This window comes from Sulfolobus sp. A20, assembly GCF_001719125.1.
In the GTDB taxonomy this organism is placed as follows: domain Archaea; phylum Thermoproteota; class Thermoprotei_A; order Sulfolobales; family Sulfolobaceae; genus Saccharolobus.
The window spans coordinates 594048-616078 of sequence record NZ_CP017006.1 but is presented as its reverse complement, the minus strand read 5'-3'; the positions used below and the strand labels follow the sequence as shown (position 1 = coordinate 616078).

At 36.3% G+C, this 22031-nt stretch carries 19 protein-coding genes, 2 tRNA genes and 1 pseudogene; 8 read left to right on the top strand and 14 right to left on the bottom strand.

Annotation, left to right across the window (positions count from 1 at the left end):
• Nucleotide 1: 1 nt before the first annotated feature.
• From leuS to BFU36_RS03305, 9 genes are all read right to left on the bottom strand, one after another.
• Nucleotides 2-2791, bottom strand: a complete 2790-nt coding sequence (gene leuS, locus BFU36_RS03345; protein ID WP_069282267.1) for a leucine--tRNA ligase — start codon at nucleotides 2789-2791, stop codon at nucleotides 2-4.
• A gap of 58 nt (nucleotides 2792-2849) precedes the next feature.
• Nucleotides 2850-3728 carry a hypothetical protein gene (locus BFU36_RS03340; protein ID WP_069282266.1) on the bottom strand — a complete coding sequence of 293 codons (879 nt, stop codon included), beginning with the start codon at nucleotides 3726-3728 and terminating at the stop codon, nucleotides 2850-2852.
• Between the two features lie 111 nt (nucleotides 3729-3839).
• A complete protein-coding gene (locus BFU36_RS03335; RefSeq protein WP_069282265.1) occupies nucleotides 3840-4508 on the bottom strand; it encodes an ABC transporter ATP-binding protein in 669 nt (222 codons plus the stop codon).
• The gene (locus tag BFU36_RS03330) at nucleotides 4486-5469 is read right to left on the bottom strand and encodes an iron ABC transporter permease (RefSeq protein WP_069282264.1); all 984 of its coding nucleotides are present in this window, start codon (nucleotides 5467-5469) and stop codon (nucleotides 4486-4488) included. Before BFU36_RS03330 ends, BFU36_RS03335 begins: the two co-directional genes overlap by 23 nt.
• Before the next feature lies 1 nt (nucleotide 5470).
• Nucleotides 5471-6436, bottom strand: a complete 966-nt coding sequence (locus tag BFU36_RS03325; RefSeq protein ID WP_069282263.1) for an ABC transporter substrate-binding protein — start codon at nucleotides 6434-6436, stop codon at nucleotides 5471-5473.
• A gap of 212 nt (nucleotides 6437-6648) precedes the next feature.
• Complete coding sequence (tatC, locus tag BFU36_RS03320) at nucleotides 6649-7521, bottom strand: twin-arginine translocase subunit TatC (RefSeq protein WP_069282262.1); 873 nt, start codon at nucleotides 7519-7521, stop codon at nucleotides 6649-6651.
• Nucleotides 7505-7828 carry a twin-arginine translocase TatA/TatE family subunit gene (locus tag BFU36_RS03315; RefSeq protein WP_069282261.1) on the bottom strand — a complete coding sequence of 108 codons (324 nt, stop codon included), beginning with the start codon at nucleotides 7826-7828 and terminating at the stop codon, nucleotides 7505-7507. Before BFU36_RS03315 ends, tatC begins: the two co-directional genes overlap by 17 nt.
• Before the next feature lie 52 nt (nucleotides 7829-7880).
• On the bottom strand, nucleotides 7881-8177 hold the full coding sequence (gene tatA / locus BFU36_RS03310) for a twin-arginine translocase TatA/TatE family subunit (protein WP_069282260.1): 297 nt from the start codon (nucleotides 8175-8177) through the stop codon (nucleotides 7881-7883).
• Between the two features lie 87 nt (nucleotides 8178-8264).
• Nucleotides 8265-8891, bottom strand: a complete 627-nt coding sequence (locus BFU36_RS03305) for an HAD family phosphatase (protein ID WP_069282259.1) — start codon at nucleotides 8889-8891, stop codon at nucleotides 8265-8267.
• A gap of 320 nt (nucleotides 8892-9211) precedes the next feature.
• Here BFU36_RS03305 and BFU36_RS03300 point away from each other — a divergent pair, with 320 nt between their 5' ends.
• Entirely contained in the window at nucleotides 9212-10639 is a 1428-nt protein-coding gene (locus BFU36_RS03300) for a tRNA uridine(34) 5-carboxymethylaminomethyl modification radical SAM/GNAT enzyme Elp3 (RefSeq protein ID WP_069282258.1), read from the top strand.
• Here the strand turns inward: BFU36_RS03300 and BFU36_RS03295 are convergent.
• The gene (locus tag BFU36_RS03295) at nucleotides 10612-11166 is read right to left on the bottom strand and encodes a class I SAM-dependent methyltransferase (protein ID WP_069282257.1); all 555 of its coding nucleotides are present in this window, start codon (nucleotides 11164-11166) and stop codon (nucleotides 10612-10614) included. The two genes, BFU36_RS03300 and BFU36_RS03295, sit on opposite strands and share 28 nt — an antisense overlap.
• 32 nt (nucleotides 11167-11198) lie before the next feature.
• Nucleotides 11199-12296, bottom strand: a complete 1098-nt coding sequence (locus tag BFU36_RS03290; RefSeq protein WP_069282256.1) for a metallopeptidase TldD-related protein — start codon at nucleotides 12294-12296, stop codon at nucleotides 11199-11201.
• A 192-nt stretch (nucleotides 12297-12488) separates the two neighbouring features.
• On the opposite strand from BFU36_RS03290, the gene BFU36_RS03285 reads away from it, so the two are divergent.
• The gene (locus BFU36_RS03285) at nucleotides 12489-12893 is read left to right on the top strand and encodes a DoxX family protein (protein ID WP_069282255.1); all 405 of its coding nucleotides are present in this window, start codon (nucleotides 12489-12491) and stop codon (nucleotides 12891-12893) included.
• Nucleotides 12894-12921: 28 nt separating this feature from the next.
• Here BFU36_RS03285 and BFU36_RS03280 read toward each other — a convergent pair whose 3' ends face one another.
• Nucleotides 12922-13275: a helix-turn-helix domain-containing protein gene (locus BFU36_RS03280; RefSeq protein WP_069282254.1), complete on the bottom strand. Its 354-nt coding sequence runs from the start codon at nucleotides 13273-13275 to the stop codon at nucleotides 12922-12924.
• A 215-nt stretch (nucleotides 13276-13490) separates the two neighbouring features.
• Between BFU36_RS03280 and BFU36_RS03275 the strand changes: the two genes are divergently transcribed.
• Nucleotides 13491-14612 carry a hypothetical protein gene (locus tag BFU36_RS03275; RefSeq protein ID WP_069282253.1) on the top strand — a complete coding sequence of 374 codons (1122 nt, stop codon included), beginning with the start codon at nucleotides 13491-13493 and terminating at the stop codon, nucleotides 14610-14612.
• A 343-nt stretch (nucleotides 14613-14955) separates the two neighbouring features.
• Here the strand turns inward: BFU36_RS03275 and BFU36_RS13770 are convergent.
• Nucleotides 14956-15051: transfer RNA gene (locus BFU36_RS13770), tRNA-Leu, on the bottom strand.
• Between the two features lie 41 nt (nucleotides 15052-15092).
• Between BFU36_RS13770 and BFU36_RS03270 the strand changes: the two genes are divergently transcribed.
• The 4 genes and pseudogenes from BFU36_RS03270 to BFU36_RS13495 form a co-directional block, all read left to right on the top strand.
• Nucleotides 15093-15779 carry an integrase gene (locus BFU36_RS03270; protein WP_156770052.1) on the top strand — a complete coding sequence of 229 codons (687 nt, stop codon included), beginning with the start codon at nucleotides 15093-15095 and terminating at the stop codon, nucleotides 15777-15779.
• Between the two features lie 455 nt (nucleotides 15780-16234).
• Nucleotides 16235-16528: a hypothetical protein gene (locus BFU36_RS03265; RefSeq protein ID WP_069282251.1), complete on the top strand. Its 294-nt coding sequence runs from the start codon at nucleotides 16235-16237 to the stop codon at nucleotides 16526-16528.
• Between the two features lie 338 nt (nucleotides 16529-16866).
• A complete protein-coding gene (locus BFU36_RS03255; protein WP_069282249.1) occupies nucleotides 16867-18921 on the top strand; it encodes a hypothetical protein in 2055 nt (684 codons plus the stop codon).
• A 117-nt stretch (nucleotides 18922-19038) separates the two neighbouring features.
• A pseudogene (locus BFU36_RS13495) lies at nucleotides 19039-19203 on the top strand (putative integrase); the annotation flags it as partial.
• A 28-nt stretch (nucleotides 19204-19231) separates the two neighbouring features.
• Here the strand turns inward: BFU36_RS13495 and BFU36_RS03250 are convergent.
• A tRNA-Arg gene (locus BFU36_RS03250) sits at nucleotides 19232-19306 on the bottom strand.
• Nucleotides 19307-19358: 52 nt separating this feature from the next.
• On the opposite strand from BFU36_RS03250, the gene BFU36_RS03245 reads away from it, so the two are divergent.
• Complete coding sequence (locus BFU36_RS03245; protein WP_069282248.1) at nucleotides 19359-21998, top strand: DNA-directed DNA polymerase I; 2640 nt, start codon at nucleotides 19359-19361, stop codon at nucleotides 21996-21998.
• Nucleotides 21999-22031: the final 33 nt, after the last annotated feature.

The following is a 22031-nucleotide window of genomic DNA, read 5'->3' as shown; positions in this document are numbered from 1 at the left end:
GCTAGAATACAATTACTGATGGAATTAAAGGTATCGCTTGAGCCTTCTTACCCTTTATGTCTGGCGTATCTGGCTGACTAGAATCATAAACTACTATCTCACTAACTTTTAACTTCTTTAGAATATAGTTCATATTTCTATATATTATTTCTTCTTCATTTATATTGGTGCTATATATTAAATCCCTTATAGGTTTATCAAGCTTGGATAGAGTTACGTAAAGCTTTTCACTAGCCTTCTCGTTTTGCCCAACCTCTGATACAAATTCTCTCATCGGTATTCCCTTATCAATATATTCGATTACCTTCTTAATTAGCATCTTTCCCCTAGGGCTATTGTCAACATATATTATTACCCTATCTGCCTTTTTACCTAAGATATCCTCTAACTCTCTTACATTCTCTACGATCTGATTCAAATAGTTAACTTCAAATAATGCCTCAGGATAGCTTTGAACTTCTTGCTCAGTGGGATATTTTTCTAATGATACAAACGAATCTGAGATCTTACTCCACAATTCTTCAGCAGTATGCGGAACGAATGGAGACAGAGCTCTTATCCATACAGATAAAACCTTATAAATCACCTCATCATTAGGTACTTCAACCATATCAAAGTAATCTTTAAGTGCATTATAGATATCGTAGAGAATTATGTTAGCCGCTTTTCTTATCTCGAAGTTTTCCATAGCCTGGTTAAGTGAGGATATTAAGCTTCTTAACTTCGATAACAGCCACTTATCAGGTATTCTCAGTTCTTTTAATCCGCTCTTGACTGACAAGAGAGTACTAATTAGATCATATAACCTCTTCAACTGCTCAGCATAAGATGTCACCTGGTTCACGTTGAAGTCTAGATCTTGAGACAAATCGGTATTACAAGCTAAAGAAACCCTGACCGGATCGACTCCAAACTCCTTTATAGCCTTAGATAAAGGATATATGTTCCTTAAACTCTTACTCATTTTCCTACCTCCCACTCTAACGAAACCGTTAGTAACGATCCTTCTCGGTAAGTATCTCTCTCCCAAGATCGCTAAATGATTATAGATGTAAAATGGGATATGATTCTGTATTAAATCCCTACCCGTATGTCTTTGATCAACAGGATACCAATACATGAACTCCTTCCTAAGACCCTCAATATCTGAAGACGGGTTACCTTTACCTAAAAATATATAATCGAATATCTCGTCGTTAGGCATAAAGTTCATCTTGTGGATTACGGTATATAGCAAAGTATATAACGTAGAGTCACTTAGACTTTCTACTATTTGAGACTCATCCCAAGGTAACCTAGCACCTAATCCTCTTGACCTGCTTATAGCTTCTCTCCTAGTGTTAAAGATTATCTTTTCAACTTCTCTCTTCATCTCTTTCGGAACAAAATCGATGTTACCTAATACCTTTATTGTATTGGACTTCCATTTAGGATTATCATATGTGATGAACCATTGCTTATCAACTTTCTTTAGAACTATTTCAGTACCACATCTACAATAGATTGGGCCATTACTTATCTCGAATATAGTATCATACGAGTCCAGCATCTTAAGTAGCTCTATCGTAGTTCTTCTAGCTTCTTGTACACTTTTGTTCACAATCTTTTCTCTTACAAATTGCTTTAAAAAGTCAGGAACTATTGATAATACTTCTTCTCGTACGTATCCCTTATAGTATTCGGTTCTGTAAATACTTTCAACGAAATCTTTCAATTCAGCTGGATCTCTAGTTTGAACTACTATTTCCTCAGCTGGGATCTCTCCTAATCCTTCAGTAATTATAATTGGTATTACGTCTAAGTTTTTATTAGATTCGACCAAGGCTAGATAGTGGAAAGGATCATGAGCTGGATATCCCATAACAACACCAGTTCCTAAAGAGGGATCAACGTACTTACTAGGAACTACTTCAATCCTCTTTCTAGTCACTGGATTGATTGCACTTAATTTTAAAATATCGTGAACAGCTATGTCGTTAACGAGTTTCATTTCCTTCTGATAGGATAACTTTAAATAAGTTTTTTCAGATATAATGAACCTTTTGTTTCTATACTCTACTACAACATATTTAGATTCTGGGTTAATGATTAACATCACTACTCCAAATATTAATTCGGGTCTTGAAGTAGCGACCATAAAGTTATAACCTTGCTCACCTTCAAACATTATTACTGACATTTGAATTATTTCGGGCTCTATATCCCCCCTTGTATCATGCATTCCAACTGGGAAGTTATCATGTGGACAATATCCTACAATGCCCTCATCAGTAACTAAATATCCTAATTCTTTTAGTTTTCGCAATTGCCATTGTACGAACTTTTCGAACCTATTATCGATAGTAGTAAAGCTTCTCCTCCAATCAATACTTAAACCTATTTTCTTAGCTGTATCAGTCATTTCTCCCTTAAAGTACTCAGCTAGTTTATAAGGGTCACTAAGTTCCTTTACCTTCTCTTCTGGTATACCATAAACGGTTTTGAAGAACTCTATCATATCTGGATCTCCCCTCCTTATAGACTCAGCAATTGCTAAGACTGGGGTTCCGGTAAACTGAAAGGCAAACGGGAACAACACATTATAACCTTTCATTCTATAGTATCTGGCGTAAATATCAGCAGTAATATAAGTTCTACCATGTCCTACATGCATTGGACTATTAGTATAAGGAAATGGGACAGTAATGAAAAATTTAGGTTTATTTTCATCTACATTAGCTTCAAATATCTTGCTTCTCTCCCACGCTTCTTGCCATTTATGAGCAATCGAATTAAAGAAATCACTGCTCATAGAATAAAATAAAAGACGTAACTTAAAAATGTTATAAAGTGTGAAAGTAAAAAGCCCGTTACTTCTTTATTAATTTCACTGCTTCCTTAAAGCCGTAAATTATGCTACTTATACCGATTAATCCTACTACTGATACTACCAGTAAAAATCCAATATCTATTGCATCTAGATTAGGTATTGGATTTCCAGTAGGGATAGCAAAGTTATCAATTATAGGGAACGCAATTATTAGCAAACCCACTATGACAAATACTATTCCTCCATAATATAGAACTCTCCCAGCAGTCTTCTTAGCAATATATGAAATTTGTTCTTCAGTAAGCTTCTTTAAACGTAGTATATTACCAAATATTGAACCGAAGATTATTTGCATCAACATCGTACCTAGACCAAAGAATAGGCCAGGTAGTGGTGCATAAATTACTGACGGTAATTGTGGAGCTAGCACAAAAGTTATAATTGAGGCATATGCTCCAAATCCAAATCCAGCAATTAAACCATGGACAACAGTCATTTTCAGTGGAACGTCTTTAACTCCTCCTATTTCACTACTATGCTGTCTACTTCTCATCAAAGCATCAATAGGTACGTGTAAATACTTTCCTTTTAATATATAAGATCCAGCAATTGCCATTACAATTCCTACGATAGCGTAAACTGGACCGTCCAAGTTATATTTATTATATATTGCTGCTAGCCCAATGAATCCCAATGTCGTCAAAAATGCTCTTTGAATGGTGAAACCTAATGAGAATAGAAATCCTGCTTTCATACCACCTCTTGTACTATATTTCCCTACAGCATAACTAAACGTTATAGGCCAAGTATGCTCGTCTGGCGTTATACCATGTAGCATTCCTAAAATCAACGAGATTATGATTATTTCAGTTATGGAAAGACCGTTGGGAGGATTTAACAAGGTCTCTATATTTAACATGTTCATCAATATTAGGGTAACCCTAACCGAAATTTAAATTTTTCTTCCATTAATTCATGTAAATGATTAATTCGCCAGCGTCTGAAGAGTGATGAAAGTCTTAAGTGATGATTAGATACATTCTTCTTCAAACTTATAATATATTCCCTCTCCATTACCTACTCTCTTAACACAAACACCATAAGTAGCAGAGAGTAAGTCTGTCTCCAATTTATCAACACTTCCCTCATAAATTATCTTACCTTTTCGAATTAAAATTACCTTATTAGAATAGTTCAATATATCTAGTTCATGAGACGTTATTAAGAAAGTTTTATCAAATTTTTTAAGGGTCTTTAATATTCTTAGCCTATTTTTAACGTCTAAATTAGCTAAGGGTTCATCCATTAATACGTTATCCCCCTCAGCCAAGGCTTTTGCGATTAAAACCAGCTTTTTCTCACCTGAACTTAAAGTTGAAAAGTCCCGTTCTAGGAAGTCCTCTATGTTTAATTGTTTTATATAATAATCATAATCTACCCTTTTATTACCTGATAAAATAACATCTATTACCCTCATAGACGGAGAGAAGAACTCAGAAGGTACGTAAGATAAACTTCCTTTTATAATTATCTCTCCCCTTACAACCTTTATTACTCCTATAATACTTCTCAAGATGGTTGTCTTTCCGCTTCCGTTAGGTCCTAAAATAACGTTTATCCCTTTGTCTGCCTCGAATGTTACATTATCTAGTATTGTTTTCTTACCTATTTTTACCTCAATGTTCTTCAGTGCTAACATTCCTTTTCACCAAAGCTGATATCATTATTGGTGCTCCAATTATAGACATTATAGCGGTTAATGGAATGAAATATCCAAATGTTCCTTCAGCTATCAATCTACTTATCAATAGAATTTCAGAACCCAGTACAGACGAGTACAATATTAGAACTCTAGTATTTCCTCCAATTAACCTTCGTACTATATGGGGAACAATTATTCCTAAGAATCCAATTATTCCTGCTACAGAAACGCAATATGCTACCATGAGGCTAATAATAACTAACCATATTATCCTCTCCTTGCTAGGATTTATTCCATGAGCAAATGAGATCTCATCACTAATAGAAACTAAATCTATCAGCCTAGACTTCTTAACGCTGAAATAAATAAGTATAATCGATAAAATTAACAATATTATAACATTAGTCCAACCAACTACACTTATATCTCCTAAGAGCCAGAACGTTAAAGGCGGTATCTGTGGATATTTTATACTCAATACAGATAAAAGTAAGGTCATGAGAGAGGAGAAAATAAAAGATACTAATACCCCGCCTATAACGAGCCCTAAAATTCCTGTTTTTCTCCCTATGACCACAGTTATAAAAGTTGCTAAGAGAGCAGTGATAAACGCGAAAAAGGGTTGAAAATAAATTATCCAGCTAAAAGGCAAGTTAAAAACTAAGAAGAAGTAACTCAATACTGCACCAAAAGCCCCTCCAGAGGCTGTACCACTAATATATGAATCTACTAACGGGTTCCTTAATAACATTTGTAATATTGCTCCAGAAACTGATAAAATTATACCGATTGAAAACGTAGCAACTATTGTTGGTAATCTTATGTTAAACAATATATATGAATAAACCCCTCTTGGACTAAATATATCATGTAGCGGTATTTTAACCTCCCCATACACGAGTGAGAGAAATGTTAAAAAAATAAGTAGAAATATCGAAAAAAATCCAAATTTATTCATACTAATACACCGGTAAAGTCACGTTAAGATGAGCCATAACCCAAGAATAATTAATATACTTTGGGGCACTTCCCGTAATGATCATGTGTATTATTTCTATAGAATATACTGAAAGAGGTCCAGGTTCATTAAATAGACTAGTTGCGAAATTCCCCATTATATAAACATTAGACTTGTTAATGTACGGATATTGCGATATAAGATAATTCGTGTAACTCAAATTATACTCTTCTTGAGCAATTATTATAGATGGTTTAGATACTATTAGTTTGTCAGCTGATAATAGTGGATAACCCGAGTAATTTGCGAATACGTTTACTCCTCCCGCCAAGGTTATTATAGAACTGATGAACACATTTCCTCCTGCAGTATAGAAATCTAGATTCGGACAAATCCACAATAAGTATCCTACAGTCACATTTCCAGAGCTGGAGAAATTAGAAACTTTCTCATTCATCCAATTAATAATCTTATTAGCGTTTTGCGTTTGATTAAAGTACTCCCCTAGTTTAGTTATGCAATATTCTATCTGAGAGAATGAAGATGCAAAATCGTTATTAGTCAAGAACACATTAATACCGGCGCTTTGCAATTCTGACACATAATTTCCTATAAGACCTTTTTCTACTACAACTACTGTGGGATGTAGTAATAGGAGCCCAGAAACATTAGGCGGTGTTATCTGCGAGAACACTGTAACATTTTTAGGTAATAAACTTGTCATATTAAGATATTTCAACAACTGATAAGAATAGTAGTCTATACCTACGATGTATTTTCCTAAACCTAATGAAATTAGAATTTGCGTGTCACTAGGAGCTAATGAGACTATTCGTAATTTCTGATTAACCTCAGTGGATGTTATGGAATTATTTGAGTTTCTCCCATAATAAAAGAATATAGCCGAAATGATTCCTACAATTATAATCAATCCTAAAACTACTGCAATTAAATTAAGTTTCTCCATACTAACTGGATGGGTTATCCATATATAAAAAATTTTCGTAGACTAACTCATGTAATCCATCAATATCGTAAATTCATGACGTCAAATCTTTCATTTTAGAATAATCCAAATAGCTAAATTTCAACAAATGAATCAAAAGAAAAATGAAAGCTTGAGATTCTAGGTAGAGTAGGAAGGTCAGATGAAAAACAAAATAAGTCAACAATAATAATTTACCTATTAACTAATGTTTTTGTTTTACGCTTATTTTCCAAGCTTCTAGTAACTATAGCTCCCACAAAATATAATGATGAAAGAGTCAAGCCTATTATGGTTTCCATTATTCCACCCGTAGTCCCTGGTGAAATGATCCAGGCTATTATAAAAGAGACTAGAACTCCCCATCTCCAGTTCTTCATCCATGTAGTGGATTTCACTAAGCCTATCGAAGTTAACATAACCATTATCAGTGGAAGCTCAAATGATAGTCCGGTAGCCATCATTAAAGTCATAACTGTCGATACAAATGATCTTAATCCTAATGTTGGCTCAACAGCTGAACCTAATGAATCAGCATATAGGAGGATTATTCTTAACATCAAAGGTATCATAATGAAATACGCAAAGGAAGAGCCTAGTCCAAACAATATAAAACCAGGAACTATTATATTTCTCACCGTTCTTTTCTCATGTTCGTATAAACCCGGAGACACAAACGCCCAGATCTCCCTTATTATAATAGGTATTGAAGTGAACAATGCTAGATATAAAGAAATATAAAATGAAGCAAATAGCGGGTCAAATAAATTTATTATTATTAATTTTACGCCCTTTGGGAGCTCATTATATATAAAAATTTGAGTGAGCTGAACGGATATACTATCAAATAAGGATGGATAAGGAAAAGGTACTATAGCTGGTAAAACCTTTAACCCAAAAAAGGGAAAAGGGAGATTAATTTCAACAGTTTGGATACCAATCATGAAATAAATCAAGAAAGTAACAAATAATGATATTAACATTCGTCTTAATCTGTATGCTAACTCTCTTAAGTGTTCGATTAAAGGCTTCTCCTCCATATATTCTTCTTTAGTTCTTTCCACCATCGTTCTTCAACCTTTTCAGTTCCTCTTGGAGCTGTCTTATTTTCATCTCTATTTCTTTAACTTTTTCATCATTATTTGTATTATTTACACTTTTGACATATTTAGTGGGGATGTTAACTTTTTCATCTTCTAATGAAGCTGAATTTAGTTCTCTCATTAGTTCAGTTCTAAACTCCTCTTGTCTTTTCTTTAATTCTCCTATAAATCTCCCTATTGATTTCGCAGTATTTCCTACGTCTTTTTGCCCAGCCATTAATAATACGAATACTACTAACACTACTAGGAAGTCATTTACATTGTTAAGCATTACTCTCCCCCTTAATTATTATTTTCAAAAAATATGTGACTTTAGAAGATTATTATTTATTGGACTGCTTCTTTAACTCATCTAACTGTTTTTGTAGTTCCTGAATTTTTTGTTCTAATTCTTTAGCCTTATCTTGAGGCTCTTGCTTTACCAATGGTTGGTTTAAAGACTGTTGAGTGAAAGCTTGTTGCATTTGTTGCAATTCTAATTCAGATTCAATCCTACCCTTCTTAAACTCTCCAACAGCCCTACCCATTGATCTAAATATCTCCGGTATTTTTGAAGCACCGAAGAACACCACAGCTACCACAACAAGTATTATTATCCAATCATATGGACTACCAAGCATTCTAATACCCCTTTAAATATATTCTCATTTACCACATTTAAAAATCTTGCTTTCGATAAAATGAAGAGATATATGTAATCATTATTTTTATAATGTATTTTTAAAAACCAATTCACATAAAGTGTGCAAAATCATTGCATCATATCTCTTAATTTCATCTTCATTAACTGGCACACTACTTTTAACTAGAAATATCTTCTTAATACCTGCAGAGTGATATGCCATTACATCATAAATTGTATCCCCAATTCCTATTGCGTCTTTAGGTTCAGAACCAATCAATTCCAAAGCCTTAATTACCGGCATAGGATTTGGTTTACCGATTTTTACATCATCCCCGGCGACCAAAACATCTGGTTTAACTCTGATAATTTCTAGTACTTCAGTTGCTGAAGATCTCATAGATGATGTCACTACAGCAATCTTAATATCTTTCTCTTTAAGCTTCCCTATTAAATCAATTGCGCAAGGCTTAGGTTTAGCTTTTATCTTTATTAGCTCTGAATAAATCTGAGTTTTAACTAAGGCTAATCTTTCAGCGTTTTCATTCCCTACCAAAATCCGAGCTATGTCAATAGTTTTCTTGCCTAAGAGTTGCCTTATATCCACGTTAACTTTAAATCCTAATCTCTCCAACGCTAACTCCCATGCTTCTCTATGGATTTCTTCAGTATTTGCTAAAGTTCCATCTAAATCAAATATAACAGCTTTCATTCGATAGTGAGTTATCAAACTTAGAATAAAAGTTTTACAAAATGAAGAAAGCCTCTCCCTTAAAGGCGGGATTGTAAAGTATTTATTTCCTAACAATAGGAGGGAGTTTTCTGAGCCTCTCGATTATCCCTTAGACGAGAATCGATGAGGAGAACCTTCTAAGGGAGAAAAGTTAGAAAAGGAACAAGTGACCTTTTAGCAATAAAATATTTTGTTTCGCCTTAGAGCATAGAGGAGATCAGATCAAACATAACGAAACATTAAGAAAGTAACTTTGCTTCCTTAAAAAATAATAAGCTCTGACATAAAGGTAAAGAATAATGCAAGTAATAAGAAAGCCAACGAGAATGTTATCTGGAGTAACTATAGTAGCGGTAATGACGCATCCTTATCCGTGCCCTCACGGAAAGTGCATATTTTGCCCGGGTGGAGTTGAAGTAGGAACTCCTCAAAGTTATTATGGAAGGGAACCCACGTTAATGAGAGCTGTAGAAAATAATTATGACCCTTTTTATCAAGTTCAATCTAGACTAAAGCAATACGTTGAAAATGGGCACACGCCTAGTAAAGTTGAATTGATAATCATGGGCGGTACGTTCTTGGCTATGCCCTTGGACTATCAAGAGTGGTTTGTAACGCAAGCTCTAGAGGGGATGAATCAGTTCCCAGAAGCCAATAAAAAAACTTTTACTTATTTAGAAGATGCCCAATTAAGGAACGAAAATGCAAGTGTTAGATGTGTAGGAATGACGGTTGAGACTAAACCCGATTGGGCTAAAGAACCTCACACTGATCAACTACTAAGATTAGGAGCTACTAAAGTGGAATTAGGGGTTCAAACTATTTATGATGATATATTAAGGTTTACGAACAGAGGACATTCAGTAAATGACTCAATTGAAGCTACCAGAATATTAAAGGACGCTGGCTTTAAAGTTGTATATCACTTAATGTTAGGCTTGCCTAAATCAGATCCGGATAAGGATTTAGAAGCACTTAAGACCATTTTCCAAGATCCCTCTTTTAGACCAGACATGCTGAAGATTTATCCCACGTTAGTAGTCGAGACAGCTCCTTTAGTACACTTATGGAAGAGGGGTCTTTATAAGCCTTATGACACTGATACTTTAGTAGAACTGATATCAGAAATGTATAGATATATTCCAAAGTGGGTTAGAGTAATGAGAATTCAAAGGGACATTCCAGCAACCATAATCTTAGATGGTAATAGGAAAGGTAACTTAAGGGAATTAGTGGAGAAGAGGGCTATTGAAAAGGGAATTATGATAAATGAGATAAGGTATAGGGAAGTAGGAATGGTGTGGCAACATAAAGGATTAACGCCTCATGATGATAAAATAAGGTTAAATAAGGAAGTATATGAAGCTAGTGGAGGAACTGAAGTATTCTTATCCTTTGAAGATGATCAGAATATCCTAATCGGCTATTTAAGGTTAAGGATACCCTCTGATAAAGCACATAGAAGTGAGATAAAAAACAAAAGAGTCGCTATCGTTAGAGAGCTACACGTTTATGGCATTGAAGTTCCAGTGGGAATGTGGGATGATTTTGGATTCCAACATAAGGGTTATGGTAGTAAGTTACTAAGTGAAGCTGAGAGGATATCTAGGGAGGAATTCGACGCCAAGAAGATTTTGGTGCTATCGGGAATTGGCGCGAGGGAGTATTATAGAAAGAAGGGATATGTTAAGGAAGGACCTTATATGGCTAAGGATTTAATACCATAAAACATTGCATTGTTTGGAAGAAAACTCTTAACTCTGTATATCTTATACTTAACTTTCTTAAACCCCACCTTTTGCATTATTTTCTTCAACTCATTAGGATAGTATAATCTATAGTATCTTCTGACCTCTTTACCATTTAGGTAACTCTTCGTTAATACGTATCTTCTGAACATAAACCTTGGTTGAACTAACCATACTGTAACTAGAATTTCACCGTTTTCCTTTAATACTCTCTTCGCTTCATTTAATGCTAAATGAGGATCCATTAAATGGTGTATTGAAGCTATGTATAAGAGTGAGGTCATGGAAAAATCTCTAAGTGGTAAATACTCCATGTCGGCTTGGATAAGATTTTCGCAACCTCTCTTTTTTGCTTCAGTTATTTGCCTTAATGCTAAATCTAAGCATATAACTAGTTTACTTCTTTTTTGTAACTCTAAGCAATTCTGTCCAGAGCCACATCCTACATCTACTACTATTTTTCCTTTTATTAGATCTAAAAATTCAATGGGTTTTCTTCTATAAATTATATTTTCGTACGCCTCTTTAATTGCTATTTTTAATAAAGTATTGCTCTCGCTTTCATTCTTATGTATGGCATCACACCTCCATGCTCTTCATCAATAAATACCCCCTTAGTTTCTCTGGTAATTGCATCGATACTTAATAAATCTTGAAGTGGAATTGCAACTTCCCTAATAAATACTCTACCTTCACCAACCTTTATAACACTTCTAGGGTATATTCTCACACTATTTTGGACCATTTCAGATCTCTTTACGCCAATTGCTAGGTAGGATCCCTTACTTTCTTGAATCATTTCGTCAAGTTTCCAATCTCCAGTCTTAAATTCTAGTGTAAAATAATCGGGTTTAGGTAATAATCCCCTAGCATTCCCAGCATTGCCAAATTTTGAGGTTAAGGTACCTAAATAATTAATAATAATCCCATCTCCTATAAGTTCCTTCTTCCGTGTTCTTACTCCCTCATCATCGAAATATGAAAATGAATGTGAAAAAGGATTTAAAGGATTATCATAAATTGTGATTTCTCCAAATATCTTTTCATTAATTTTAAATGCTGGCGCATTTCCCCTCATGTAATTAAGTACAAGATGGTGAAAAACGTGACCAGCTACCTCAGGATCTAATATGAAGGTCACTCTACCACTTTCAGTTAACAATCTTTTTGAAGGTATGTTCACTATACTGGTCTTTAAATATTCTATTATTGACGGTATATCATGAGGATCACCAGTATATGCAAAGCTCATATCATTATATCTGACGTAATTTACCACCTTCTCTTCCTTGCATTCCTTTATATCATGCATATTTATTCTTCTACTAACCTTCTTGCTTACTAACTTTATATCAATATCAGAAGAGTCAACTATTCCTTTCAAAATTTCTAATAGTTTTTCACTTTCTATCCACATCTTAACTGAGGTATGAACATAACTTTCGCATGGCTCGAATTCTTTGCCAGGAGTAACTTCATTTATTGTTTTCCCTAAGTCAGTTACAATTACCCATTTTCCATTTACTAGTATTCTATTTAAGTTATATGAACGAGCGTAATTAACGATAACATATCCCTCACTAGAATATTCAGCTTCAATAACTTCCTCATGATAATTAACAGTCTCTTTCATCATATACCAAATATATAGATAAAGGATATTTTACTTAACTATTGCGTATGAGCTACTTTTCGAAGTTCAAGGTTCCGAATTTTTATGTTTCATGAAACCTAGTAAATTTGGTTTCTAGAGGGTAATTTACTTGCTTTCAATTCTCTTACTAATTTATATGCTTTACTAAGTAAACTTAGAGTAAGTGATAAAGTAATGAATGGAACATTGGAAGCAATAGGTTTATTAATATTTAGAATACTCTTCGGAATATCACTAATACCTCATTCGTTTCCCAAAATAAACAAAAACACGAGCATCCAATTAAAGGGATTTATGAAGCAAATAGGAATACCTACAATTTTTGTGGATCTTTCTATGCTCATAGAGCTCGTAGGAGGAATACTTGTAATACTGGGAACGTTTTACGTACTGGTAGATTCAATACTAACCCTTTTCTTCTTGGGTACGGTTATCACTAGTATTACCAAAATGAAGAAACCACTCCCATCGATTACAAATCCTGGGTACGACCTCGATATTTTATTTCTAGCTGGCTCAATCTTATTATTACTTTTAGGCCCGGGATCAATAGCTATATTGCCAGGTCCAAATCTCTAAATCGGAAGTAAGCAAAAAGTTATACTATTCATTTTTTTTGAAACTCAGCAGATCTTAAAACCCACTTCTCTCCCCAGTCTTTCATTATTTTAAAAAGATTTTCTAATTCTTTTCCCTTATCGGTTAACACATACTCGACTCTAAACGGTCTAGTGCTCGCTATTTTTCTTTCAATTATACCTGTATTTTCAAGAAACTTTAAAGTTGAGGATAAAGTTTTTGAACTTAGTTTCGTTTCTCTTAATAATTCATTAAACCCTTTAGGTCCATCAAAAAGATATCTTAGTACGAGTAACCTAGGTTCTGTACCGATTATCTTTATTGTTTCCACTATTGGGCAAATTTTCTTCTCTTCCTGCTCTCGAAATGTATTTGAATTCATCTACTTTACTTTTTATAGTTAACCAATAAAAGTTAGTCTCATTATAATTCACGAAAGAGCTTTTAGACTAACCACCTTGATTTATTATAAAAACTTGTATTCTGTAATTATTCTTATAGAGTTATCAATTGCTAAGATTTAAGTATGAAAATTATTCTTAACTACTCAACTTATTGCAAAGAAAAAGTTTTATGACTTCATGTAGATAAAATTTTATGAGGCGTAATGATATAATATCTTACATTTTACTTATTTCCATAAATGTAGCATCTTCTCAGTACTTTTACTTGCCCGTATATTTCGAATATTATTTAAGGAGTGCAGAATACTCATTTATATTTTCCACTGCGAGCGTAAGTCTTAGAGCTGCAGTTTCACCTTTTATTGCTGAAGTATTAAAAAACAGACCTAAATCATCACTCTTTATAGCCTTTGCTTATCAAGCAATCCTCTCGTGGATTCTCTTTTTTAAGTTACTTCCCCTCAATATAGTAGTCGTTGCATTAGTTGGAGCAATAAATGGGCTCGTAACCTCTCTACTCCTCTTCTTAAATGCAATCTTCTTTTCTTATTCCGAACCAAACTTATCTTCAAGGTATCAAAGGGCTAATTTTTTCATCTCTTCTAAGTTCCTTGGATACGTAGTGGGAAGTTTAATAACCATATTAATCCTTTTATTTCTCTTGAAAGGTATAAACGATCTCTTTCTGGCCTCATTAATAGTTTGGTTAATCTGTATTCCTTTGATATTTGCTCTAGATACAAAGAAAGGAAAAGTATCAAAGCCCAGCATTCTAGAGGTAAGAAAGGTCTTTAGTGCCTTTTCTCCATTCTTTCTACTTTCATTCATGCTTAGTATGTCTTTAGCCACTGTTGGGGGTTTAATTGAACCATTAATCTTTAGTAAAGTTAGTTCCGCGGGTTGGTTTAGTGTATCATTTATACTCGCTAACGTGGCTGGCTCCATAATTCCTTTGTATTTTCCTAAAAGTAAAATATCGTTTAATTTAGTGTTAGGTGTAACTATTGCAACGATTAGTGAGTTTCTATTCCCCTTAACTCCCCAACTTTACGTGTTGGTAGCTTATGGTATATTTTCTCAAGTAGGTAATTCAATAGTATGGCCTATTATGATAGGTAATATGATGTCTAGGTCTGATTATCCAGTAGTAGAAAGCGGTGTTTTGGCTACGATCACTGATGTTTCCACCTTAATAGCTGATGGGTTTACTGCCCTTTTTTATCCCATACTTGGAGCTTATTCCCTTAGTTTATTTAGTATAATTAATCTAGTCGTATGGGTTATTTTCTTCCTATCAAGAAAAAAAGAAATGTGATTTCTCCATCTTCCTTTGCACGTGAATAATGTTAGTCTTCATCATGCAAATAGCATTTACGTCTATAATTAGTCTAAACTAAATAACTATTTGCAATATATATACTAGGAGCAGTAAGTGCTAAGTGTCGTATCAACGCTAATTAGTTAAGAGGCAAAAAGAGGATAATCATAAATAATTATATGACTCCTGTCCTTTCAAGGTACCATTAGGGAATAGTTTTTCCATCACTTACAATATATTTACTAACCTCTAAATGTAGTTCTACCTCAATATAAAGGTTTTACATGAGTGTTAAATTAAGAGCATAGTAAAGACTAATTTTCAATTAATCGTAAATTCGCGGACCCGCCGGGACTTGAACCCGGGACCTCTGGCTCCGCAGGACGAAAAATCGACTTTGAGAGGCGTAAAATAGCGTTAGTTACCAATTTACGCCAATTCGCCACTTCCGGTAACGTTAAGGCGTTCTATGAATGGTTGCTAACTAAACGAAAAATCTCAGAGGCGACTGCGAAGAGCTATATATCTGGCGTTCTGTCTTACGGCGACACAAATAACGACAGGAAGGCTATAAGGCTTTTCGCCAAGTTCCTCGCCGAAGAGGGGATAATCACTGAGGACTTCCGCGATAAAATATTGAGCGTTATTAAGGTAAAGCGTTCAAACCCCGACCTATATGTGCCTACGTTAGAAGAAGTGCGAAAAACGCTAATGTTGGCTAAAGAGTATAGCGAAAACGTGTATCTCGTCTACCGTCTGGCGTTAGAGAGTGGGGCTAGGTTAAGCGAGATACTGAAGGCGTTATCAGAGCCAGAACGTGACGTCTGTGAGGGCGACATATGTTACTACCCACTCGCGTGGACTAGAGGGTATAAGGGTAGTTACTACTTGTTCCATGCCACTCCGCTAAGAAAGGTAGATATCACACGTTACGCCATTCACGACTTTGAGAGACGTCATAAAGACGCCGTCGCCATTAAATACTTCCGTAAGTTTGTTTCAACGCAGATGGCTAGCTTAGGCATACCCTTCGACGTCATAGACTTCATACAAGGTCGAAAACCTACACGCGTACTGACCCAACACTACGTTTCGCTATTTGGTATCACGAAAGAGCAGTACAAGAAATACGCGGAGTGGCTTAGAAAAACAGACCCCGTATGACATAATTTTACGGCGTTACTTGAGAGCTATAGCTCTTCAGTATGCGATAGATAACCCCCGTATGCTGAATTTTTATGTCGTGAATTCACGTGAAAGCTATAGTTTTTCAGTATAACCCCCGTATCAAGACATTTTACGCTTTCAGAAAACGTAAAGCCCACTAAAACACTTGATACCCATTTACACTCTGTTATAGACAACCCCCGTATACGGAATTTTTAGGTCATGGATTTACATGAAAGCTATAGTTTTTCAGTATACCCCCCGTATGTGAAACTTTTACGGCGTGAATACTGCGTGAACCCCGGTAAATTTCACTTAGCATACAGAGAGATACCCCGTATACGGAAACGTGTTTTATGTCCCTAATGTTTATAAATGTTCCGTATATGGAAACGTGTTTTTTTATGACTTAATGCTTATTAAATGTTCCGGAACTTTTTTTAAAACTTGTAATGCCCACAATAAGTGAACAAAAACAAGTCATAAAAGTTAATTCTAAGGTTTTTTTATATGGTAAGCACAAAGGGAAGGAGTACTACGGCGTCTCGATACCGTGGCGTATAGCTAAGCAACTAATAGGCAAGACGCTAGACGCGACCCTACTACTCCCAGACGGCGAGTTAAGGGTACACGGCGTTGAAGTAATCTATGTTAGTGGTAAGCTAGCGATAACGGTACCGGCAAAGTATAGTGACAGACTGAAGGGCGTAGAAAGGGTTGATGTTTTGCTAGAAGAGATAGAGTGAAAAAAGGGGGTGAGACAAGACGAAGGTCGTTATATCAAATAACTCTAAACGCGACGGGGTTAATAAGGGTAACGCGAAATACGTCTACGCCACAAAACGCTCTATCTTCGTCGTACTCGCTGAGCCTAAAAAGGGTAAGTACTCCTATGGCGTGAAGATATTACCGCTTTATGGTCGCTTTTACGACGCTAAAGAGAAGAAGTCGTATAAGGCTGAGGAGTTACGCGGTTATAACGTGTACCTCAACCTAAAGGAAAACGCGGAGTGGGTTAAGAAAGGCGTGGTCGTGTTATGGGGCTTTAGCGATAGCGATTTTGTACAAGTGGGGTTTGAGAGCGGTGAAAGTAGTAAGGCGTAACGGGAAGTGGGTAGTCGTTAAAGAAAACGCTCAGTCGAGTTACAATACGGCAGGAAAACTCGGTACGGACGATAACAAAATTCAAAAAAGTACAACAGACGCGAAAGAAAAAGCTGAAAATAGCATCACAGACGCGGGAAAAATTCAAACATCGTTTGCAAAGGGTTCCGCTAAATCCGCCAAATCCGCCGATTATCTCACTCAAATGCAAAAAATGGCGGAAATAGCGGAAATAGCGGAACCCTTTGCAAACAATGAACAGAAAAACGCTCAGTCAGTTGTCGACAAAAATGAAAAAATTAAACCGCAAACGAAAGAAATAAATTCAATTTCGGAAGGGCACGTAAAGTGTGTAGAAGTCAAAGACGGTAAAGTGGTCGACGTCTGCTATGAGGTCGTTGGCTATACGAAACGCTTAGAAGGCGGTAAAGTGGTCGAGGTACCCTCACTAAATATCATATTTAGATATAAAGATAAAGAGTTTAAATGCGTCGGCGATAAATGTGAAGAGGTTATTTCAGAGGTCGCTAAGCTCACCGACTATCACCCGCCAAAGCACGCGTTATTAGACGCGATAGAGGGTATCAAGAAGTCTCTCACAAAAGAGACGCCGGTCTGTGAATACGTCATGACGCACTACCCAGATCTGTACAGAGAGGCTGAGAGGAACATAATCGGCTTTATGTTGCGGAACTCCGACAAGTTTGTGCATGGTTATGAAAAGCCGAGGGAGTTAGTCGCTTACTCAGCTTTCTCAGCCTTCCTTGACCCGTCGTACGGGACATCGAGACTATCCCTAATGCTGATAGGCGGGTCTGGTGCGGGTAAGTCTACAATCGTGAAGAGTATACTCTACCAGTTCCCCGATGACATGGTTGCGGTATTCACTAGGGTCACTACAAACTTCTTAGGCTATAGCACAGACCTCAACAAACCGATTGTATTTTTTGAACAGATCGATGGGCAGAACATAAACTATGCACGCGAATACATGAGCGAAGATAGGATAGTAACGGGCACAGTAGAGAAGAACGAAGACGGCAAACTCACAGCACGTACCATAACGATTAAGCACAGACCGGTGTTTATCACGACGTCGGTAGTAGACATTACCGACGCGGTAAAGGCACAGATAGAGAATAGGCTCTTCAAAGTCTACATCAACTCACGCGGGATAGACCTAGGCAAGGTCGTTGAAAAGATGGCGAATAGGGGCGAGTTAGAATACCCGTTTGAGGTCAAGGCGGTAATCGCGTGTTTCATAAGCAAAATGCCCAAAGACGTTAAGCTGAGCCAAGATGTAATAAACGAGATAACCGCCTTCGGCAATCAAGTGTTGGGGCATGCCAAGGACTTTGGTGTAGTAGTTAGGGCGATATCGCGACTAATGGTACTCGTGAGGATACATGCGGGGTTAAAGCTCAAGAGCGTCGCCGACATAAGCGACTTCAACGATGTAATGGCTAAGTTCCGCAAAGAGGTACTGTTCGACGCGTTAGGGCTGAGCGAGAGGGACATAGAGTTTCTGCAGTATGTGAGAGACGCTCAGGCTAGGGTCAGCGGTGAGCCTAAGACTGACGACATAGTGGCTATAGCAAAAGTGCATAAACAATATGTGATTAGCGTGTTGAAGAACTTAGAGCGTAAAGGGTTAGTCTATAGCGAAAAACCAGACAACGCTTTCAGATGGGGGTTGACTGACTTAGGGAAGGAAATACTCGAATACGTAGAGGGCGTAATCAAGCCCGACGTTAAGGTAGAGGGCGATTTAATCAAAGTGAAGACGCAAGACGGCGAAGTTATCGCAGATAAAGACTTTTTTCGAGGGTCTGACGGAAGAGGCGATAAGAAAAATGCCGTGTCAGATGACAAAGGAAGAATGCGAAAAAGCGACGGAAAGGCTGATAGAGGCGTTGAGAGCGTACAAGTCAGACCGCCAGTACTATCGCGTATGATACATAGGCTGAGGATAAAGGGTGAGGAGTTAGATAGGTTTGCAGAGCTATACTCAGAGTTTAGCCCAACTCGGGGTTAATTTTCCAAATGAGGAACTTTTACCGCTACCTTTCAAACTCACGCGAGACCCCGTAACTTTTTACGAGTTACCAATGCTTATAAACGCGAATTGGTAACCATAATACAGTGCGTAAAAATGACGAAAGAGAAGACGCGTTATAAATATGGCGACTATATTATACGCCCTATTAAAGGGCGGTATTACGTCTATAAATTGGAAACGATAAACGGTGAGATAAAGGAAACTTACGTAGGTCCTTTAGTTGACGTAGTTGAAACGTATATGAAATTGAAAAATGGAAGTGGGGGTGTGGGGGATACCCCCACAGCGGACCCGCCGGGACTTGAACCCGGGACCTCTGGCTCCGCAGGCCAGCGCTCTATCCTAGCTGAGCTACGGGTCCTTTACCACTAAAACTTATATCGTATTTCCTATAAAGTTATATTTGTTTAAGTATGGCTAAACAACTTACATTATTTGATATTCCTTCTAGCAAGCCTGCTAAAAATACTGAGGAAAATAAGCAGGAAGTCCAAGAAACTAAGGAAGAAGAAAGGAGGCGAGTTACAAGAAGGGAGTGGCTTCCTCCAGCAGAGGAGGGTAAGTTATATTACTTATTACAAGTTGATTATGATGGTAAGAAGGGTAAAGCAGTCTGCAAATTATATGATGAGAACACTCAAAAAATTTACGTACTCTACGATAACACTGGACATAAATCCTATTTCTTAGTTGACCTAGAGCCAGATAAGATCAGTAAGATTCCTAAGATTATTAGAGATCCTTCTTTTGATCACATAGAAACCGTTACGAAAATTGATCCTTATACATGGGAAAATATAAGGATGACGAAAATAGTAGTTAAAGATCCCTTAGCGGTTAGAAGATTGAGAAATGCTGTTCCTCAAGCTTATGAAGCTCATATAAAGTATCATAATAATTATATTTACGATATGGAATTAATTCCTGGAATGCCTTATATTGTAAAACAAGGTAAACTTATGTCAGCTGGGCTAAAACTTGATGAAAAAGATGTAGAGGATATTAAAAGGGCATTCTCCGATTCTGATGATTTAACTAAGCAGATGGCTATAGATTGGCTTCCAATATTTGAGACTAAAGTACCAAAGATTAAGAGAGTTGCTGTTGATATCGAAGTATATACTCCAATAAAAGGTAGAGTTCCAGATCCCGAAAAAGCAGAATTTCCAATAATTAGTATTGCATTAGCTGGAAATGACGGATTGAAGAAGGTCTTAGCTCTAAATAGAAGTGATGTACAAGAAGGTAATACTAACAACGATGGATTGTCAGTGGAGAGATTTGATTCTGAGTACGATCTACTTGTTAGATTTTTCGAGATACTTAGCAATTATCCAATGATAATAACTTTTAATGGTGATGATTTCGATATACCTTATATTTATTATAGAGCCCTAAAACTAGGCTTTTATCCAGATGAGTTGCCTTTTGATGTTCATGGAGATGAAGCTAAGTATCTAATTGGGCTTCATATAGATTTATACAAGTTTTTCTTTAATAAGGCTGTTAGGAATTATGCCTTTGAGGGAAAATACGCTGAATATAACTTAGATTCCGTAGCTAAGGCTCTTTTAGGAGTATCAAAGGTTAAGGTAGATACTCTGATATCGTTTTTGGATATACAGAAATTAATAGAGTATAACTTCAGAGACGCTGACATAACGTTACAACTGACCACCTTTGGAAATGAGTTAACTATGAAGCTAATTGTGCTATTCTCTAGGATATCCAGGCTAGGCATTGAGGAGCTAACAAGAAGTGAAATATCCACGTGGGTAAAGAATCTATACTATTGGGAGCATAGGAAGAGAAATTGGTTAATACCTTTAAAGGAAAACATTTTAGCTAGAACATCTAGCGTCAAGACATCGGCATTAATAAAGGGTAAAGGGTATAAGGGAGCTGTCGTTATTGATCCACCAGCTGGGATATTCTTTTACATAACTGTATTGGACTTCGCCTCACTGTATCCTTCAATAATTAGGACGTGGAATTTAAGTTATGAAACTGTCGATTTAAATCAATGTAATAAAACGGTTGAAGTAAAAGATGAGACGGGTGAAGTGCTACACACGGTATGTATGGACAGACCGGGAATAACTGCAGTCATAACTGGTTTATTGAGGGACTTCAGAGTAAAGGTATATAAGAAGAAATCAAAGAGTCAAAGCGTAGGAGAAGAGCAAAGGATATTATACGATGTAGTACAAAGGGCTATGAAAGTGTTCATAAATGCTACATACGGTGTATTTGGAGCTGAAACTTTCCCGCTCTATGCTCCTGCAGTAGCTGAGAGTGTTACAGCATTGGGTAGATATGTAATAACGAGCACAGTTAAGAAGGCGAGGGAGGAAGGTCTCACAGTATTGTATGGAGATACTGATTCGTTATTTCTCTTAAATCCTTCTACCGAGAGGCTTGAGGGAATTATAAAGTGGGTTAAGTCCAATTTTAATCTTGACCTAGAGATAGATAAGAGTTATAGGTTTGTAGCGTTTTCTGGACTTAAGAAGAATTATTTTGGCGTATATACTGACGGAAAGGTGGAAATAAAAGGTATGTTGGTGAAGAAGAGAAACACTCCGGAGTTTCTAAAGAAAGTGTTTAATGAAGTTAAAGACTTGATGGTTAATATAAACTCTCCAGATGATATTAAGAAGATTAAGGGAGAGATTGTAAAGAAGATAAAGGAATCTTATGAGAAGTTGAAAAATAAGGAGTATAATCTTGATGAACTAGCGTTTAGAATAATGTTATCTAAACCGTTAGATTCTTACACTAAGAATACACCTCAGCATGTTAAAGCTGCTCTCCAGTTAAGGCCGTATGGAGTAAATGTATTGCCCAGGGATATAATATCTTTTGTTAAAGTTAGATCCAAAGATGGCGTTAAGCCAGTGCAGTTAGCTAAGGTAAGTGAAATAGATGTGGAGAAATATTTAGAAGCTTTAAGAAGTACATTTGAGCAATTACTTAAGGCATTTGGAGTCTCATGGGATGAGATAGCCTCAACTATCTCTATAGATTCCTTCTTCTCTACTACAAAGAATTAAAAATATGATAAAGATTAAATGTTTTAAAAACTT

Coding starts and splice junctions, on each gene's coding strand:
- leuS (WP_069282267.1), bottom strand. CDS start 2,791: ATGAGCAGTGATTTCTTTAATTCGATTGCTCATAAATGGCAAGAAGCG.
- BFU36_RS03340 (WP_069282266.1), bottom strand. CDS start 3,728: ATGTTAAATATAGAGACCTTGTTAAATCCTCCCAACGGTCTTTCCATA.
- BFU36_RS03335 (WP_069282265.1), bottom strand. CDS start 4,508: ATGTTAGCACTGAAGAACATTGAGGTAAAAATAGGTAAGAAAACAATA.
- BFU36_RS03330 (WP_069282264.1), bottom strand. CDS start 5,469: ATGAATAAATTTGGATTTTTTTCGATATTTCTACTTATTTTTTTAACA.
- BFU36_RS03325 (WP_069282263.1), bottom strand. CDS start 6,436: ATGGAGAAACTTAATTTAATTGCAGTAGTTTTAGGATTGATTATAATT.
- tatC (WP_069282262.1), bottom strand. CDS start 7,521: ATGGTGGAAAGAACTAAAGAAGAATATATGGAGGAGAAGCCTTTAATC.
- BFU36_RS03315 (WP_069282261.1), bottom strand. CDS start 7,828: ATGCTTAACAATGTAAATGACTTCCTAGTAGTGTTAGTAGTATTCGTA.
- tatA (WP_069282260.1), bottom strand. CDS start 8,177: ATGCTTGGTAGTCCATATGATTGGATAATAATACTTGTTGTGGTAGCT.
- BFU36_RS03305 (WP_069282259.1), bottom strand. CDS start 8,891: ATGAAAGCTGTTATATTTGATTTAGATGGAACTTTAGCAAATACTGAA.
- BFU36_RS03300 (WP_069282258.1), top strand. CDS start 9,212: ATGCAAGTAATAAGAAAGCCAACGAGAATGTTATCTGGAGTAACTATA.
- BFU36_RS03290 (WP_069282256.1), bottom strand. CDS start 12,296: ATGATGAAAGAGACTGTTAATTATCATGAGGAAGTTATTGAAGCTGAA.
- BFU36_RS03285 (WP_069282255.1), top strand. CDS start 12,489: ATGAATGGAACATTGGAAGCAATAGGTTTATTAATATTTAGAATACTC.
- BFU36_RS03280 (WP_069282254.1), bottom strand. CDS start 13,275: ATGAATTCAAATACATTTCGAGAGCAGGAAGAGAAGAAAATTTGCCCA.
- BFU36_RS03275 (WP_069282253.1), top strand. CDS start 13,491: ATGAGGCGTAATGATATAATATCTTACATTTTACTTATTTCCATAAAT.
- BFU36_RS03265 (WP_069282251.1), top strand. CDS start 16,235: ATGCCCACAATAAGTGAACAAAAACAAGTCATAAAAGTTAATTCTAAG.
- BFU36_RS03245 (WP_069282248.1), top strand. CDS start 19,359: ATGGCTAAACAACTTACATTATTTGATATTCCTTCTAGCAAGCCTGCT.